Origin of the sequence: Bradyrhizobium lablabi (assembly GCF_900141755.1) — a bacterium.
Taxonomy (GTDB): domain Bacteria; phylum Pseudomonadota; class Alphaproteobacteria; order Rhizobiales; family Xanthobacteraceae; genus Bradyrhizobium; species Bradyrhizobium lablabi_A.
Genome location: NZ_LT670844.1, coordinates 2,382,230 through 2,398,550, shown reverse-complemented (window position 1 = coordinate 2,398,550; position 16,321 = coordinate 2,382,230). Strand labels below are relative to the sequence as shown.

15 protein-coding genes, 1 tRNA gene, 1 pseudogene and 1 riboswitch are annotated in these 16,321 nt (G+C 58.0%); of the genes and pseudogenes, 4 read left to right on the top strand and 13 right to left on the bottom strand.

Annotated features, from left to right (window positions below; translation table 11 throughout):
- Positions 1-21: 21 nt before the first annotated feature.
- Complete coding sequence (locus tag B5526_RS11165) at positions 22-681, bottom strand: hypothetical protein (protein ID WP_079538238.1); 660 nt, start codon at positions 679-681, stop codon at positions 22-24.
- Between the two features lie 169 nt (positions 682-850).
- Positions 851-1,105, bottom strand: coding sequence for a hypothetical protein (locus B5526_RS11160; protein WP_079544911.1), 255 nt, complete (start codon positions 1,103-1,105; stop codon positions 851-853).
- Between the two features lie 264 nt (positions 1,106-1,369).
- On the opposite strand from B5526_RS11160, the gene B5526_RS11155 reads away from it, so the two are divergent.
- Entirely contained in the window at positions 1,370-4,693 is a 3,324-nt protein-coding gene (locus tag B5526_RS11155; protein WP_079538237.1) for an NACHT domain-containing protein, read from the top strand.
- A 61-nt stretch (positions 4,694-4,754) separates the two neighbouring features.
- Here the strand turns inward: B5526_RS11155 and B5526_RS11150 are convergent, their stop codons facing one another.
- The 5 genes from B5526_RS11150 to B5526_RS38960 all read right to left on the bottom strand — a co-directional run bounded on the left by B5526_RS11150 (position 4,755) and on the right by B5526_RS38960 (position 7,343).
- Positions 4,755-5,144 (bottom strand): RidA family protein, encoded by a 390-nt coding sequence (locus B5526_RS11150; protein ID WP_079538236.1) that lies wholly within the window; start codon positions 5,142-5,144, stop codon positions 4,755-4,757.
- Between the two features lie 160 nt (positions 5,145-5,304).
- Positions 5,305-5,562 carry a hypothetical protein gene (locus B5526_RS11145; RefSeq protein WP_079538235.1) on the bottom strand — a complete coding sequence of 86 codons (258 nt, stop codon included), beginning with the start codon at positions 5,560-5,562 and terminating at the stop codon, positions 5,305-5,307.
- A 111-nt stretch (positions 5,563-5,673) separates the two neighbouring features.
- A complete protein-coding gene (locus tag B5526_RS39425; RefSeq protein ID WP_283807617.1) occupies positions 5,674-5,802 on the bottom strand; it encodes a hypothetical protein in 129 nt (42 codons plus the stop codon).
- Between the two features lie 895 nt (positions 5,803-6,697).
- Complete coding sequence (locus B5526_RS38965; protein WP_244562271.1) at positions 6,698-7,111, bottom strand: hypothetical protein; 414 nt, start codon at positions 7,109-7,111, stop codon at positions 6,698-6,700.
- Between the two features lie 40 nt (positions 7,112-7,151).
- Complete coding sequence (locus tag B5526_RS38960) at positions 7,152-7,343, bottom strand: hypothetical protein (protein WP_244562270.1); 192 nt, start codon at positions 7,341-7,343, stop codon at positions 7,152-7,154.
- Positions 7,344-7,708: 365 nt separating this feature from the next.
- Here B5526_RS38960 and B5526_RS11135 point away from each other — a divergent pair, with 365 nt between their 5' ends.
- A complete protein-coding gene (locus B5526_RS11135) occupies positions 7,709-9,172 on the top strand; it encodes an AlbA family DNA-binding domain-containing protein (protein WP_154071257.1) in 1,464 nt (487 codons plus the stop codon).
- Between the two features lie 84 nt (positions 9,173-9,256).
- On the opposite strand, the pseudogene B5526_RS11130 reads toward B5526_RS11135, so the two are convergent.
- A pseudogene (locus B5526_RS11130) lies at positions 9,257-9,433 on the bottom strand (RidA family protein); the annotation flags it as partial.
- A gap of 187 nt (positions 9,434-9,620) precedes the next feature.
- On the opposite strand from B5526_RS11130, the gene B5526_RS11125 reads away from it, so the two are divergent.
- Both B5526_RS11125 and B5526_RS11120 read left to right on the top strand, forming a co-directional pair.
- Positions 9,621-9,708, top strand: a tRNA-Ile gene (locus tag B5526_RS11125).
- Positions 9,709-9,791: 83 nt separating this feature from the next.
- A complete protein-coding gene (locus tag B5526_RS11120; RefSeq protein ID WP_079538233.1) occupies positions 9,792-11,267 on the top strand; it encodes a hypothetical protein in 1,476 nt (491 codons plus the stop codon).
- Between the two features lie 64 nt (positions 11,268-11,331).
- Here the strand turns inward: B5526_RS11120 and thiC are convergent, their stop codons facing one another.
- From thiC to B5526_RS11090, 5 genes are all read right to left on the bottom strand, one after another.
- Positions 11,332-13,230 (bottom strand): phosphomethylpyrimidine synthase ThiC, encoded by a 1,899-nt coding sequence (thiC, locus tag B5526_RS11115; protein WP_079538232.1) that lies wholly within the window; start codon positions 13,228-13,230, stop codon positions 11,332-11,334.
- Between the two features lie 145 nt (positions 13,231-13,375).
- Positions 13,376-14,002 carry a thiamine phosphate synthase gene (locus tag B5526_RS11110; RefSeq protein WP_079538231.1) on the bottom strand — a complete coding sequence of 209 codons (627 nt, stop codon included), beginning with the start codon at positions 14,000-14,002 and terminating at the stop codon, positions 13,376-13,378.
- Positions 13,989-14,771, bottom strand: a complete 783-nt coding sequence (locus B5526_RS11105) for a thiazole synthase (RefSeq protein ID WP_079538230.1) — start codon at positions 14,769-14,771, stop codon at positions 13,989-13,991. Before B5526_RS11105 ends, B5526_RS11110 begins: the two co-directional genes overlap by 14 nt.
- Positions 14,772-14,964: 193 nt before the next feature.
- Positions 14,965-15,162, bottom strand: a complete 198-nt coding sequence (gene thiS, locus B5526_RS11095) for a sulfur carrier protein ThiS (protein ID WP_079538228.1) — start codon at positions 15,160-15,162, stop codon at positions 14,965-14,967.
- The gene (locus tag B5526_RS11090) at positions 15,153-16,193 is read right to left on the bottom strand and encodes an FAD-dependent oxidoreductase (protein WP_079538227.1); all 1,041 of its coding nucleotides are present in this window, start codon (positions 16,191-16,193) and stop codon (positions 15,153-15,155) included. The genes thiS and B5526_RS11090 overlap by 10 nt, the downstream gene beginning before the upstream one ends.
- A riboswitch (TPP riboswitch) is annotated at positions 16,181-16,315 on the bottom strand. It overlaps the preceding gene by 13 nt.
- Positions 16,316-16,321: the final 6 nt, after the last annotated feature.

The following is a 16,321-nucleotide window of genomic DNA, read 5'->3' as shown; positions in this document are numbered from 1 at the left end:
TCCCGGTCATGGCTGGCTGCGCTATTTCTGTTGCAGACAGCTCGGATAGGGCGCGGCTTCGCCTGATACGATCGCGCACAACCGGATCGGCAGCAGCTCGCGGAACCGCCCCTGCCATTTGGCCTCGTCGATGTCGGCGCCCGAGATCGGCGCCGCGCGCTCGGCCCATTGGATGGTATAGGCGTCTGATGCGCCTTTCACCGCGACGATCAGCGCTGTTTCGCTGTGCTCGTTGGCGCCGGCCTCGACCTTTCCGCAACGGGCTACCGCGACGAAGGCATCCCGGTCGCCGAATTTTGTCTCGCCAAGACTTTTTGCGGCGAAGCTGTCCGGACAGGCTTTCTTGAATCCTCCGGCGATCGATCCCGCCTGATTTTGCGGCGAGTAGTTGGGAGCGCTGGCAAGGCCCTTGTTGGCCGTGATGGTAATCATCTGCGACCACTGATTGACCGTTTCGCCCTTGAGCCCGGCTTCGCGAATGTAAAATGCGTCCTTGGTATTCTCGAAGGCGGCGACGAACTTGCTCGGCATCGAAAATCGCACCAATTGGCCGAATACCGGCGAGATCACGGTGAACGATTCCGGCACGGCGGCCGGGCTTTCGGCCCGCGATGGGGTGGCCGCGGCGCAGAGCAGGCCGGTCGCAACGATGACAGCGAATGTTGTCGGGGCTGAACTCAATGCGGGAAGACTTTCTCGTTGAATGGGCCAGCGCGCTTCATGCGCGCGCGACGCCTGCAACTGTCAAGGGCACCAGCCGAACGTTCGAGGCGAGAATAAGTGGGCACGGCGCGATGCCGCGACCGTGCCCACCTCTCCGCCGATCGAACACTTTCAAAACGCACAAGTTTCAGAACGCGCAGGTGCCGGCGCGCAACAGGCCTTCCTTGACGGCCAGCACTTCGATGAAGCTCGGTACCCGCGTGCTGACCGCCGCGTAGTTCGCCGGCCACGGCGCGGTAGGAATGCTCTCATCCCAGACCTGGCAGAAACCGGTGTCCGACCAGCGGATCAGATGAAACGGGTCGGCCTTCGCGGGGCTGGTGGCGGCCAGCGCGGCAAGGCCAATCCCGGCCGCGGCACAAAGGGCGGAAATTCGACGCATCATAATGGCTCCTCTTGGAAAAAATATCGGTCCGTCGCCGCAACATTGAGTTTGCGGGCGCGTTAAGCCGGGAAGCGATGCCCCAGCCATGCCTTGAGTAGCGACAAGTCGCGATCAGGTTCAAAGGGGGATGCGACGATGACGCTTCGCTTATCCGCCTTACCGGATCCGGATTTTTCCGCTAACATATTGCCAGGGTTGTGTTGCGCCGCACATTCTATCTGAATTGTTGGACCTTACATTTTCACAATTTCGGAGGCAGCGATGGCGAAATTTTCCGCTATTGGCCCGCGGCTAATAATATCCATTGTGCTTTTTGCTATGACGGTTCTTTGCTCGGCAGCGCAAGTTGCTGAAGACCCGGCGCGAAAAGCATTCATCCAGTCCGTGCAAGAAAGGGCTCAGCGGGACGCCAAGTTGGGCAATCCGCAGGAAGGGATCGCAGGGCTGAACATTCTTTTCGGTAATAAGGCAGCGCAGCTCGGAGTCACGCCTCTAGAGTTGTTGAGTACGTATGAAGATGCTTATGAGAAAGCAAAATCGTGGTCGGACTTCCTGGGACCGAAGATCGGCTGGATAGCCGCAGGGGCCGCTTTCATCTTGGGCATTTTTGCTGCCTTTCTGAAAGACAGCGTGAAGGAGCTGCTCCAGAAGTGGCGTGAACAACTGTATCGACGTCTCGCCGGGCATCGATGGCTGCGTCGCAAGGCGCTTCGTCGCTACCGCAAGGCGCTGATCGAGAAGTACCAAAATATCAAAATTCCGTTCCGCCCCGATCAGCCCCTCAATATGCGAGAGCTATACGTTCCCTTGAAATTGGTTGGCTCCAGCGACGTAGATCAGATCGCCGCTGATAGATCAGTTGCCGAATTCAAGAGATTGGTGGCGATCGGAGCTCCCGGTTCAGGAAAATCGATGCTGCTGAGAAGCCTGGCTCTGGCCTATGCGGAAGAGCGGCTTACCGGGGTACCCGGAAACCCAATTCCAATTCTCTTGGAGCTCAATCGGCTAAACGACTCAGACACCCCTTTGGAGGAGCACTTAACGAAAATCCTGGAACTGAATGACTTTCCGCATGGCGAGGACTTCGTGAATGCCGGTCTTACTGAGGGCCGGCTTCTCCTGATGTTCGACGGGCTGGATGAGGTAAATATTCTGCGTCGTCCACGTGTGGTCAAAGAGATTCAAGATCTTCTTGACCAATATGAAAGTTGCCGGGCGATCATTACGTGCCGCAACGCCGTATATAATCAAGAGTTTGTTGCCACCGTGGACGCCACTCTTGAGCTTGTTGAATTTAACGACCAGCAAATCGTGCGATTCCTTGCTGCGTGGAAAGAAAAAATGCGCGGCGACCGCTCAGTTGAACAGCTGATGCGCACGCTCCAAGATCGACCAAGAATCATGGCTTTGGCGAGGAACCCGCTTTTGCTCACGGTGATCGCGTACATGTACACCGATACGGACTTCGCATTGCCGCACAACCGCGCGGGCTTTTACGAACAGTCCACCAATGTTCTCCTGGGAATTTGGCAGCAAAGCTCGAACCGATACAGAGATGCCCACAAGCGATTGATTCTCCAACATTTGGCACTCTTCAATCAAGATCGTCGTGGCGAATCTGGGCCGGGTGGCAGGAGTATCGATCTCCCCACAGCGCTCGCCGAAGTGAAGAAAATATTGCCGGATCTCAACATCGCTTTGGACCAAGCGGAGTCGGTAATTGAGGAAATTGTCGAGCGAAGCGGTCTATTGCTCGCCGTGGACGGCGGAAGCCAATACCAATTCGCTCACCTGACAATCCAGGAGTATTTCGCCGCAGTCGCCCTCCAGAATGATCAGGCGGGTCTTTTCGGTCGCTTTCAAACAGATCCCAACGCATGGCGCGAGACGCTGATGCTATGGTGCGGGTTGGGTCGAGATAGCTCCGAGTTGATCGCAAAGGTATCGGAAATCGACGCTATCGCGGCGTTCGAGTGTCTCGCCGACGCCCAAAAAATCAAGCCAGAGATTGCGGATGCAATTGTAAATACGTTCGAGGCGCAGTTGACCGGTTCCGACCAGATGGAAGAACCGGTTATCCGAGCCTTCGCGGCAGTTGCGGCGGACGCGAGGCCCAGGGGGGTCAAGACGTTTCAAATTTTGCAAAATAACCTCGCTGGCCACAATGTGATTGCGCGCGAGCATGCAGCGAGCGCCTTATCGTTCACCAATTTACCGAAGGCTGCCGAGGTTCTATCCAGTCACTATATTCAAAATGAATGGATCAGGCCCAAGCTCGTTCGCTTGGGCAACCTTGCCGTTCCCGCGTTGGCCGCTCATGCTGCGAACGGATCTACCGCGGCAGTGGATGATCTCAGCGCGGTCGGCACACATGAAGCGATAATCCAATTGATTGATCTGCTTTGGCGGATCGACAACGGCAGTCCCTATGTTGCATGGCAGCTCGCCGGAATGATAACGAGGCGGGAATTTTTGGAGGTGATGGAACATTATTCAATTCCGTCTCATTCAGGCGAGAGCGAGCGGCTTGATTGGATATGGCGAACCGACGCCGGAACGTCCAATGCGATGACCGCAGTCGTAGGAAGAATTGCATATCTCCTTCAAAAAGCTCCGGCTAGTTCGATGCCTGCTACTGCTAACGTAAGTCCTTACCTTTTTGTGCCACTCTTAATCGATCAGCAACCTCAAATAACATCGTATCTCCGCCAATTCGTGGATGCAGAGATACGCAAAATTCCGGATTTTCCCGAGCGCATCCCTGAAAATGCTCAAATGGAGTTGCTCTTCTCCAGTGAACTTGTTGAGGAAGATTGGATGCGGTCACGCAGTCTGCATCGGGTAGAATACCCCCACCTTCGCTATGGCAGATTGCGCAAAAATGAAGTGGTTACCGATAAAGGGTCCGATGTCGGAGAAAAATTTGAACGCGAGTTCATGACCCAGCGATGGGCGCCGCTCCTTTTACAGGTCCCAAAGAAGATTCGACTGCCATTTCTTTTGGAACTGGTTCGAATGTCTCCGAGGCCAACACCCTGGCATTGGAGAAGAATCTGGCAGCCGTTTCATTATCAGTTTGAATCGAGCTGGCACTTCTTGGCTGTCCGGCTTCTTTGGACGCTGATTTCGCTCGCCGCTTTGACAGAAGTACCTAGATTGGCTGTCGAGGCATGGCCCAACAAGCCAGTCGAAATGGTCATCGTCTCTCTGACCGGGATTTGCATCTTATGCTGCATATTCCTGTCATGGAGGGGGCCGGACGACTATAGGTCGGATGATTCGGAAATGTTCTTCTTGGGTAATTTGCTGGGGTTTGGCGCGATACCATATGCCACAATCGCTGACCGAGATTGGGGAATCCTGAAACTTTCGCCGTATATGGTTTGGGCTCCTGGTGTGCTCATATTTCTGGCGCTACTGATCCACAGGTTTGCCGACTGGCCAACGGTTGCCGTGGCCATGGCGGCGGTCTTTTTGCCTGGCCTTGCTATTTCCTTGCGCGGCTTGTGGCTTGCCCGGTTGGTTCGAAATCCCTTGACGCACGTTGTCGAGCTGTTTCAGCTTACAAAGCCGATAACCGGGTGAGGAGAGGAGGGCGGATTACGCGTGCGCTAATCCGCCCTACATCGCTGCGTCTTGGCCCAGATCACTTCCCCGCGAGCGAGGCGACGCATTCGATCTCGATCAGCATCGCCGGATTGGGCAGCGCATGCACCACGCAGGTGGTGCGCGCCGGATAAGGCGCCGGCCCGAACGCCGAAGCATACAGCGCATTCATCGGCCCGACGTCGGAGGCGCGCGTCAACAGCACATTGACCTTGACGAGATCGCGAAACGTCGCGCCGGCTTCATCGAGCACGCGCTTGATGTTGCGCACCACAAACCCGAACTGCGCGTCAAACTTTTCCGGTATAGCGCCGTCGGCGTCAAAGCCGGGAATGCCCGAGACGAACAACAAGTCGCCGGTCCGCACCGCAAACGACAGCGGCGGCGTGGTGAGACCGGCGGGAGCGGCGAAATGTTTGATGGCGGCCATGGGGTACCTCCTGGGGTGAGGCAGGGGACTTTAGCGCAGTGGGACGCGTCTCGTGAAGCTAGTACGTAGGTGGAGTTAGGCGACTTGTCCGCCGTAGCTCAACGAGCGAAGGCGGACGGGCCGCTGATCCACCCTACGCTCGTCCGCCTTGCCGCTCGCGTTAGACCGTGCAGCGGCCTTGTTGCCGCAATGTTTCCTTCGCCGCAAACGCGGCGGAGAAGGTCGGCACCGGCTTGCTAATGACCTTGTAATTCGACGGCCACTGCCACGGCTTGAACGTCAGGGTGTCGTTCCAGACCTGGCAGACGCCGGTGTTGTCCCAGCGGATCAGATAATAGCCGGCCTCTGCGGGGCTGACGACGGCGACGGCCGCAACTGCGATGCAGGCAGCGGCACAAAGGGCGGGAAGGCGACGCATGAAGAAACCTCCTGGCTAGAAATGCTGCACCGGGCTCCGCAGGACGCCGAGGCGGTGCCCATCTTTCGCGATGGTTGAGCCCGCAAGTGGTGCGGCAAAAGCCTGACGGTTTCAAGTCGAAAGGCCGCAAATTGTTCGCGGTAGCCCCGAGACGAACAGCAAGTCGCCGGTCCGCGCCGCAAACGACAGCGGCGGCGTGGTGAGACCGGCGGGAGCGGCGAAATGTTTGATGGGGGCCATGGGGTACCTCCTGGGGTGAGGCAGGGGATCAAGGGCGCCTGGTTGGTGAAGATAATACGCTATTGCGCCGTGCCCACCGTCCGGCACTCCACTGGTGACGGGCTTTCGGAAATACAGATTCGATTGTCAAACAGCGAGAGGATGTGCGTCCGCATTCTCGCGGCGCGATGCGCCCGAGCTTTGCGTCAATTTGCACCCTCTCAATGAACAAGAGGGCGCAGGGAAAGCCGGGTGCGCGCTGCACCCGCGGTCTCGTGTGCAAAAATGCACAAAAAACGCACACGAGCATACAGGTTCAGCGGAGGCAATCCGGCTTTCCCTGCGCGGTGGTTTACCGGCTTATTCCGTGCTCTCCCCGGTGACCGGGCTTTCTTGCCACCGTCATCCCTGAGAAGCTTGCTTCTCAAGAACTTGACGCCAGCGTCGGGGCGCCAGGACCACACGGCTTCGCCGTCCGCGACAACAGCGTTCGTCATTCGCCGCTTTCGCGTCCACCGCATCCCACCGCGCGTTCGTGACGATCGCGACCCGCCCCTCTCATCGGGTGAGACACGCGAAGCTAAATCACTGATTTGCCCGACGGGTTAAGCGGAAATTTGCCCGTCGTGGTGTTTTGTCGCGGCTCGGCGCGTCACGACTTCGCTTGCGCGAGGATGAGCGAACTTATCTCCGACCTCATCCTGAGGAGCCACGCGCAGCGTGGCGTCTCGAAGGATGGCCGCGAGTCCATATGTTACGTCCATCCTTCGAGACGCTTGCTTCGCAAGCTCCTCAGGATGAGGTCCGAGTCTTCCTATCGCAAGAGCAGCTATGGAGGCACAGGTTGGCGGATTACGCTTTGCCAATCCGCCCTGCGAACTCACGGGCTGCGGGCAAGGCCGTGCAAAGGTGCGCGCTATTTCCCCTGCAGGCAGCTTGGATAGGGCGCGGCTTCACCCGGCACGATCGCGCACAGCCGGATCGGCATCAACTCGCGCAGCCGCTCCCGCCACATCGCCTCGTTGATCCCAGGCGGCAATGACGCCTGCGGCGTGCGCTCGGCCCACTGGATCGTGTAGGCATCGGAGGTGCCCCTCACAGCAACGATCAGCGCGGTTTCGCTGTGTCCGTCCGCGCTCGAATTGACCTTGCCGCAACTTGCCACCGCGAGATAGGCATCCTGATCGCCGAGTTTTGTTTCCCCAAGATCCTTGACGACGAAGCTTTCAGGACAGGCCTTCTTGAAACCCAGCGCGATCGACGCCGCGAGTTTTTGCGGCGAGAAATTGGCTGATGTCGCCATTCCCCTGGAGCCGGTGACCGTGATCATTTGCGTCCACGCATTGCCCGTTTCGTCCTTGAGCACGGCTTCACGAATATAGAAATTCTCCTCGGTGTTCTCGGACGCCGTGACGAATTTTTGCCGGCATCGAATACCGCACCAACTGCCCGAACACCGGCGAGATCACGGTGAATGACGAAGGCACCGGGCTTTCGGCGCGCGATGGGATGGCCGAGGCACCGAGCAGGCCGATCGCAACAACAGCGGAAAAGTTTCTCACGTCGATCTCGTTTGCAGGAAGGCTTGCTTCGAGCGTCCGTTGAGCCACCCGTATCTGTCAAGGCGTATGAGGGCAAGGCAAGTGACGAGGTCTGTAGGGTGGGTTGAGCGATCTCGTCCGCCGAAGTTCAACGAGGGAAGGCGGAAGCGAAACCCATCGTGACAATCGCGACAGGCAATGGGTTTCGCAAGGGTTCAACCATCCTACGGGCTAGCAAAGGGAAAGCTTAATCCTTCCTGCCTTCCCTATGAAGGCTCAGTGGTGTACTCTCTCCAGAGTTGTGTCTGCCGAATTTAACCGAAATAGTATGGTCCAAATTGAAGACTCGGAGCATTACAGAGCGGGAAATCGCACTGATTAAAGCGATGCTGGCTCGCGGATTGAAAAACAAAGATATTCAGTTCTTCTTCAATCGGCCCGAGCGTCCTGTCAACACGGGTCGTATTTCGACTATTCGATCCGGATCGTACAGCAATTCGAGTCAGATAACCGCCACCTCTGACGACGAGCTAGAAGCTTTCCTTCGATCCTTTGATGAATCTTCGAAAAGCACAAGAGGCAAAAAGATCGAACGCACGATTGGAGAAAGAGCAAGAGCGCTCTTTCGCAAATCGAACGACGGTACGTGGAGCCTTGAGGGCGGCGAGCACGAAAGTTGCGAGTGCAAGAAAGATTTTGATCCCAAGAAGATGACCGCGATTGTTAAGGCCGTCGCCGCACTCGCGAACAATAAGGGAGGCCACATCTTTTTCGGTGTTTCCAACACTGGCTTTAAGGTTGAGGGCATTGGGGAGGAGTTTTCCAAGACAGATATTGTGCAGATCGTCGATAAGCTAAAGGCTCATCTCTCGCCTACGCCGACGATCGTTGCCAAGGATACAATTGATTTTGACGGATTGTTGGTAGGGTTTTTGCAGGTCGCCAAGTATCTAAATCCTCCAGTCATCGTTTACCGAGATGGGGATGGGTTGAACGAGGGCGAAATTCTTTTCCGTTATCCTGGTCAATCATCTCGCATTAAATTTGGAGATCTTCGAGCTATGCTCGATGAACGAGACCGGTTGGCTCAATCGGCGCTTGCACAGGCGGCCGGACGAATCGCTGACATTGGCACCAGACACGCAATGATCCTCGATACGCACAGAAATGTGCTCGAAGACGGAGGACATTCAATTCTCATCGATCAAAAGTTAGCCGAGAACCTAAAGTTCATCAAAGAGGGTGAATTCGAAGAGAAACTCGGAGCACCCACCTTGAAGCTTGTCGGCGAGGTCGCTCCGGTTACCGTCAAAGGTCCAACGACCACAATAGTTGCTCATGCGGCTATATTTCAGGAAAGCATTCTCGACAAATTTCTCAAACAGGAGAAAGTGGATAACCCAATTGAATACATATACGCCGGCCTAGCTCAGTCAAGAATGTGGTTACCGATCTTCTATTATGCGCGGATGTGCAAGAAGTCGAACAAAGAAATTGCACCGCTGGTTGACGCACTAAAGGTCGCGCAAAAGGGCAAGAAAAAAATTCTTGTTGATCGATTGGACGAACAGAAGTCGGCCTTTGCGAAGGCCGTCACCAAAGCATCTAAACGGTGGAGGGACGACATCGCCAAAGGAGTAGTTTCTCTCCCTACTACTGCAGAAGAGGCGGCTCTCTTCGCCCAAGGGGTCACGGGAGTCAGGAAGACGACAGCGAAACTGGAGGCCCTATTAAGTGCGCTAGGGGTCGGTAAAACCTTCGCTGAAGCTGCAGATCAAGGGGACCTGATGGGGCTGATTTTCAAGGCTGCCTGCCGAATTGATGAGTTGTTTTTTGCTGACTCCAATTAACTAGAGCGCGAGTGGCCCGCATGAGCTTGGCGATATGGGGATTTCCGCCATCCCCGGATATCGCTGCGCTCATCCGGGCTACGCTCGCTTGATGTTACGCACCACAAACCCGAACTGCGCCTCAAAGGTCTCCGGTATAGCGCCGTCGGCGTCAAAGCCGGGAATGCCAGAGACAACCAGCAAGTCGCCGGCCCGCATCGCAAACGACAGCGGCGGCGTGGTGGGACCGGCGGGAGCGGCGAAATGTTCGATGAGGGCCATAGGGGTACCTCTCAGTTTGAGGCGGGAGAGTATAGCGCCGTCGTCGCCGGAGGAGGACGGAAAATGGCCGGATGACGCTGCACCAATCGGCTCAACGCGCTAGACGTGTCCTACTCGTAAATTATTGGGATCACGAACTTATTTTAACTCTCTTGCAGATAGCTGCGCGCATACTATCTAAGATGGTGGAGGGTTGGCATGAGTGGCTGATGGCGCCTCCTTGATACGGAGGTAGACCCGCAAGGGTCTCGAGGGTTCGAATCCCTCACCCTATACGGAAGGCCCGCTCCGCAGCTGCGTAGAGCGGGCCTTTTGCTATCTTAGTTTCGAGGATCATTCGTTGGGGTTAAAGGCCACGATGGGCGAAGCGAGCCGCAAAGCAAAAATCCGCGTGAAGCGCGAGGGTCTCAGTCGGCCCTTAACTGCGGCACGCTTTGACATTTACGCGATGGGCACTCGTTTATCTTTTTCGCGAATGATCTCTGAAGAACTTACGTATTGGTCGGACGCTGACGAGCGGCTATTGGGGATGGTCTTTCGTGACCTAGTCGATGACGATTACGGGTGGATACTGCTGGCCCGCGATCGGATTGGCAGATTCCGTTGTATAGACGTGCAAGCAAGCCTACGAAATGAGTCGTATGCGACAAGAGGAATTCGTGAGCGGATAGCCACGGCGCTTGAAGACCCAAATCTTGCGGAACTTGGGTTTCAAGCGGACGAGCCTAACGAACCCTTCGATTTGCTTTATGTGCCTTCGACAGTTGATAGGACTAAGCTGCACCCATATTTCAAAATATTACTAGAGGAATCGGGAAGAGCTCCGGCGCGTGCCGTTCTTAGGGAAATCGGTCCGTGGCTCGCGCCCAGCGATCCACACTTCGTCAGTGAATTTCAATTCAAGCAATTCGATCAACGACTTTGGGAACTATATCTTTGGGCGACATTTCGCGAGTTGGGCTTTGACATAAAGCAACCGGAGGCGCCGGACTTTCTATGCCGAGCACCGGGTATGGAGTTCACCGTCGAGGCCACAACCGTAGGACCTTCAAAGGATGGCCCGCTAGCAGCACATCCAGACCCAAAGACACCGGATGAGATGCGAGAGTTTCTGGCCCACTATATGCCGATGAAATTCGGCTCTAGCCTGACGAGTAAATTGAACAAGAAGAATAAGGACGGAGAAAGCTATTGGGAGCGTGGAGACACGGCAAACAAGCCATTCATCCTAGCGATCGCCGACTTTCACATTCCTGGCTCGAAAGAGGAAGTTGGGTCGATGACTTACACGCATTCAGCGCTGTGGCCCTATTTGTATGGGCATCGCGTAGATTGGGAAAGGGTCGAAGGAAAGTTGATCATAAAGGCCGTTAAGAATCCCGACCACCATTACAGGGGAAAAGTGATACCAACGGGATTCTTTGATCTGCCAGGTTCGGAAAACGTGTCTGCCGTCCTTTTTTCAAACGCCGGAACATTGGCCAAATTCGATCGCATGGGAGTCGCGGCCGGATTTGCACCGCCAGATCACAGCTACTTTCGCATCGGGATTTCCTATGATTCAGATCCCAATGCGGTCGTTCCCAAAGTATTCAGCCTTGAAGTCAACGACACCGAATACAAAGAAAATTGGTCCGACGAACTCCAGATTTTCCATAATCCAAATGCAAAGCATCCCTTCGCCCCAGATGCTTTCGGGGGAATTACGCAACATTTCTTTACAAACGGAGAACCATATTCCATTGTTCCAGAAAATGGGATCATCGCCTCCTGGACAACCATATTCCGCCTTGTTGGCGACAAAGCCAACGAACAAAAAGAGACTCTAGTCTAGTCTAGTCTAGGCGAAGCGACAGCGCTGAGAAATCCCCGCGCTGCCGCATATTGGACTGAACGCATTAGAGCACCCGATTACTCTCCTTCACCTTCTCCGCATCCAGATACACGTTGCTCCCCATCTCCTTGAACTTGGCCGACATCTGCGCCATTCCATCCTCAATGGTGCCGGCCACGCTCATCCCCACCGCCGCCGGATCGTTCAGCGTCGCCGCGTAATCCCGCACGTCCTGGGTGATCTTCATCGAGCAGAATTTGGGGCCGCACATCGAGCAGAAATGGGCGACCTTGTGGGCTTCCTTCGGCAAGGTCTCGTCGTGGAACAGTTTTGCGGTCTCGGGATCGAGGCCGAGGTTGAACTGGTCCATCCAGCGGAAGTCGAACCGCGCGCGGGAAAGCGCGTCGTCGCGCAGTTGCGCGGCGGGGTGGCCTTTTGCCAGATCGCTCGCGTGGGCGGCGATCTTGTAGGTGATGACGCCGGTCTTGACGTCGTTGCGGTCGGGCAGCCCGAGATGCTCCTTCGGCGTCACATAACACAGCATCGCGCAGCCGAACCAGCCGATCATGGCGGCACCGATGCCTGACGTGATGTGGTCGTAGCCCGGCGCGATGTCGGTGGTCAGCGGCCCCAGGGTATAGAACGGCGCCTCGCCGCACTCTTTAAGCTGCTTGTCCATGTTGATCTTGATCTTGTGCATCGGCACATGGCCGGGGCCTTCGATCATCACCTGGCAGCCCTTGTCCCACGCGATCTTTGTCAGTTCGCCGAGCGTCTCGAGCTCCGCGAATTGCGCGCGGTCGTTGGCGTCCGCGATCGAGCCGGGACGCAGGCCGTCGCCGAGCGAGAACGACACGTCGTATTTGCGCATCAGGTCGCAGATCTCGTCGAACTTCGTATAGAGAAAGCTTTCCTTGTGATGCGCCAGGCACCACTTCGCCATGATCGAGCCGCCGCGCGAGACGATACCGGTGACGCGGTTGGCGGTTAAGTGGATATAAGGCAGCCGCACGCCGGCATGGATGGTGAAATAATCGACGCCCTGTTCGCACTGCTCGATCAGCGTGTCCTTGTAGAGCTCCCAGGTCAGTTTTACGGGATCGCCTTCGCACTTCTCCAGCGCCTGATAAATCGGAACGGTGCCGATCGGGATCGGCGCATTTCGCAAGATCCATTCGCGGGTGGTGTGGATGTTGCGGCCCGTGGAGAGGTCCATCACGGTGTCGGCGCCCCAGCGGATCGCCCACACCATCTTGTCGACTTCTTCCTCGACCGAGGACGTCACCGCGGAGTTGCCGATATTGGCGTTGATTTTTGTCAAAAAGTTGCGGCCGATGATCATCGGCTCGAGTTCGCCATGGTTGATGTTGCAGGGGATGATGGCGCGGCCGCGCGCGATCTCGGAGCGTACGAATTCGGGCGTGATGAAAGCGGGCAGCGATGCGCCAAAGCTTTCACCGTCGGCAAGGGCGGCTTCCGCGCGTTCGAGCTGAACCTTGCGGCCGAGATTCTCGCGGTTGGCGACGTAGATCACCTCCTTGGTGATGATGCCGGCGCGGGCGAATTCGAGCTGGGTGATCTTGTGGCCGTCGAGCCCGCGCAGCGGTTTGTGATGGGCATTGAACGATTTTGCGGCGTGCGACGCGCCGACGTTGCCGTTGTCCTCCGGCTTGATCTCGCGTCCCTGATATTCCTCGACGCCGCCGCGCTCCTTGACCCATTCGATACGCGCGCGCGCCAGCCCGGCATTGACGTCGATCGTGACGGCCGGATCGGTATAGGGACCCGAAGTGTCATACACCGGCAGGTTCGGCTCGCCGGCGCCCTCGCTCAACATGATCTCGCGCAGCGGCACGCGCACATCCGGCGCCTCGTCCGGCGTCACAAAAATCTTGCGCGACGAGGGCAGCGGGCCTGTCGTGACGGCGGGAAGCGTGGTGTCGGGATTAGAGCGAATGTTCATGGGGTCCTCCTTTGAAACTGTTTATCGCTGCTTTGCATTTTGATCGTCATTGCGAGCGCAGCGAAGCAATCCACTGGCAGCCGCGCGAATGGAGAGATGGATTGCTTCGTCGCAAGTGCTCCTCGCAATGACGGGGATGGAATCATCACGCAGCCTCCGCGTCCCGCCCGAGCCAGGCGCGCACGCGCGCGTCGGGATCGGGATGTTGCGTGATGTCGCTGACGACCGCGATGGAATCGGCGCCGGCGGCAAAAATCTCGCGCGCCTGTTCGAATTTGATGCCGCCGATCGCGACCAGCGGAATGTCGCCGACGCGCTTCTTCCATTCCGTGATCTTTGGGATGCCCTGCGGCGCGAACCGCATCGATTTCAGCGTGGTCGGGAAAATCGGCCCCAGCGCGATGTAGTCGGGGTCGGCACGCAATGCCGTCTCGAGCTCCGCATCGTCGTGGGTCGAGATGCCGAGCGTCAGCCCGGCGTCGCGGATCGCCTTGACGTCGGCGTCGACCAGATCTTCCTGGCCGAGATGCAGATGTTTGGCGCCGGCGACAATCGCGGCGCGCCAATAATCATTGACCACGAGTTTTGTCGGCGTGCCCTTTGTCACCTCGAGCGCATCGCTGACGATCTGCAATGACTGGGCGTCATCGAGATTTTTCGAACGCAACTGGATCGTGCCGACGCCGAGTTTGGTCAGGCGCGCGACCCAATCGAGGCTGTCCACCACGGGATAAAAGCGATCAGGATACGCGTAGCGATCAGGATACGGCATGCCAGAACGGGGTCCCAACGACAGGGGTTGAAGGAGAGGCAAAATCGCGGGCTTCCATCAGCCCGGCTTCGTAAGCCGCGCGGCCGGCCTCGACGCCGAGGCGAAACGCATTCGCCATCGCCACGGGGTCGGCGGCCTTTGCGATTCCCGTATTGAGCAGCACGGCGTCGTAACCGAGTTCGAGCGCCTGCGCCGCGTGCGACGGCGCGCCCAAACCGGCATCGACCACCAGCGTGATATCGGACAGCCGGTCGCGCAGCAATCTCAGCGCATCGGGGTTGATGATGCCCTTGGCGCTGCCGATCGGCGCCGCCCACGGCATCACCACTTTGCAGCCGGCATCGACGAGCCGCATCGCGACGCTCAAATCTTCGGTGCAATAGGGGAACACCTCAAAGCCGTCCTTGATCAGGATGGCGGCGGCTTCGACCAGCCCGACCACGTCGGGCTGCAGCGTGTCGTTGTCGGCGATCACCTCGAGCTTGATCCAGGAAGTGGCAAATAATTCGCGCGCGAGTTTTGCGGTGGTTACGGCCTCGCGCACGCTGCGGCAGCCTGCGGTGTTTGGCAGCACGGTGACATCGAGCTCGCGGATCAGCGACCAGAACGCGTCCCCAGTTTTGCCGCCGGCGGCCTCCCGCCGCAGCGACACCGTGACGATCTGCGCGCCTGAGGCCCGGATCGCGCCTTGCATGATCGCGGGCGACGGATACAGCGCGCTGCCGATCAAGAGGCGGGAAGAAAATTCGCGGTCGTAGAATTTCAGCATTTATCCTTCTCCGGACGGCGCTGCGCTCCCTCGCCCCGCTCTTGCGGGGAGAGGGTTGGGGTGAGGGGCCTCTCGGCAAGGGAGGACTCGCGGAGGGTCCCCCTCACCCGGAGACGCCGCTGCGCGCCGTCTCCGACCTCTCCCCGCAAGCGGGGCGAGGTAAGAGAAAGCTCGAATGCCGACGCCAGCATCCTCACCCTCCCTGCCTTGGCGTGATGATCTCGATCTCGTCGCCGCTGTTCAGCCGCGTCTCCGCCCACTTGCTCCGCGGCAGCACGTCGTAATTCAGCGCGATGGCAAAATGCGCGCCTTCGTATTCGAGTTCGGAGAGCAGCGCGTCGACGCGTGTCGAAACAATCTCCCGCGCCTCGCCATTGACCATCACGCGCATTGCATCACCTCATTGTCGATCTGGCCGCGCTCGACATAAGCGAGCGTCAATTCCGCCAGCGCCGGCGCGATCAGAAAACCGTGGCGATAGAGGCCGTTCACGGCGATGCGCTCGTTCTGAACCGCGATGCGCGGCAGATTGTCGGGGAATGCCGGGCGTAGCCCTGAGCCGAATTCGACGATGCGCGCTTCGGCGAACGCCGGATGCACCGCATAGGCGGCGCCCAAAAGCTCCAGCGCGGAGCGGACGCTGACGCCGGTGTCCTCGGCCTCGATCGAGGTCGCCCCCAGCATGAACAGATTGTCCTCGCGCGGGATCACGTAGAGCGGCCAGCGCGGATGGATCAGCCGCACCGGGCGCGAAAGTCTTACCTCTGAGGATTCGATCAGGATCAGTTCGCCCTTGACGGCGCGCAGCTCGGGCTCGGCGTCGCGCGCGGAAATTCCGCGGCAATCGATCACGATGCCGTCGATGTCGTTGAGCGCCGGCTCGCTGTTGAATTTTATCGTTCCGCCGGCGGCGATGATCCGCTGATGCAGTTTTGGCAAGACGCGGCGCGGCTCGACATGGCCTTCGCCGGCAAAGAATAGCGCCTCGCGAAACCGGCCCTCGAGCGAGGGTTCGAGTTTTGCGATGGCGTTGGCGTCCAGTCGCTGATGGCTCGTCGTGAGTCTCGCAAAGCGCTCGAAATCGCTGCGGTCGCGGGCGTGCGCCACCACCAGCGAGCCGTTGAACGGGGTGTCCGGCAATTCCTTCCGCCACAGGTCGAGCGCGCGCAGGCCGAGCCGGCTGATCACCGGCTCCGAAGTCTCGGCCTCGCACCAGGGCGCCAGCATGCCACCGGCCCAGTGGCTGGTGGCGAGCGTCATTGCTTCGTCGCTGCGCTCATGCAGCGTGACATCGTGGCCGGCCTGCGCAAATAACAATGCCTGCCATGCGCCGGCGATGCCCGCGCCGATCACGGAAACGGGGGATTCCCCCCTGGACGCGACGGGACCTTGCCCGCGCCGTGCGCTGAAACTCTGGTACATCCCTGTCCCTTCGCCGGCATGACCCGGATCAGGTTCAAAGGGTCACCGCGGTCTCGCGTCCTTGCACAGGATTTGAGCGTGCGGTCTCTCAGCTCCTCATCGGAGCTCCCCTCGGAACACGCCCAATG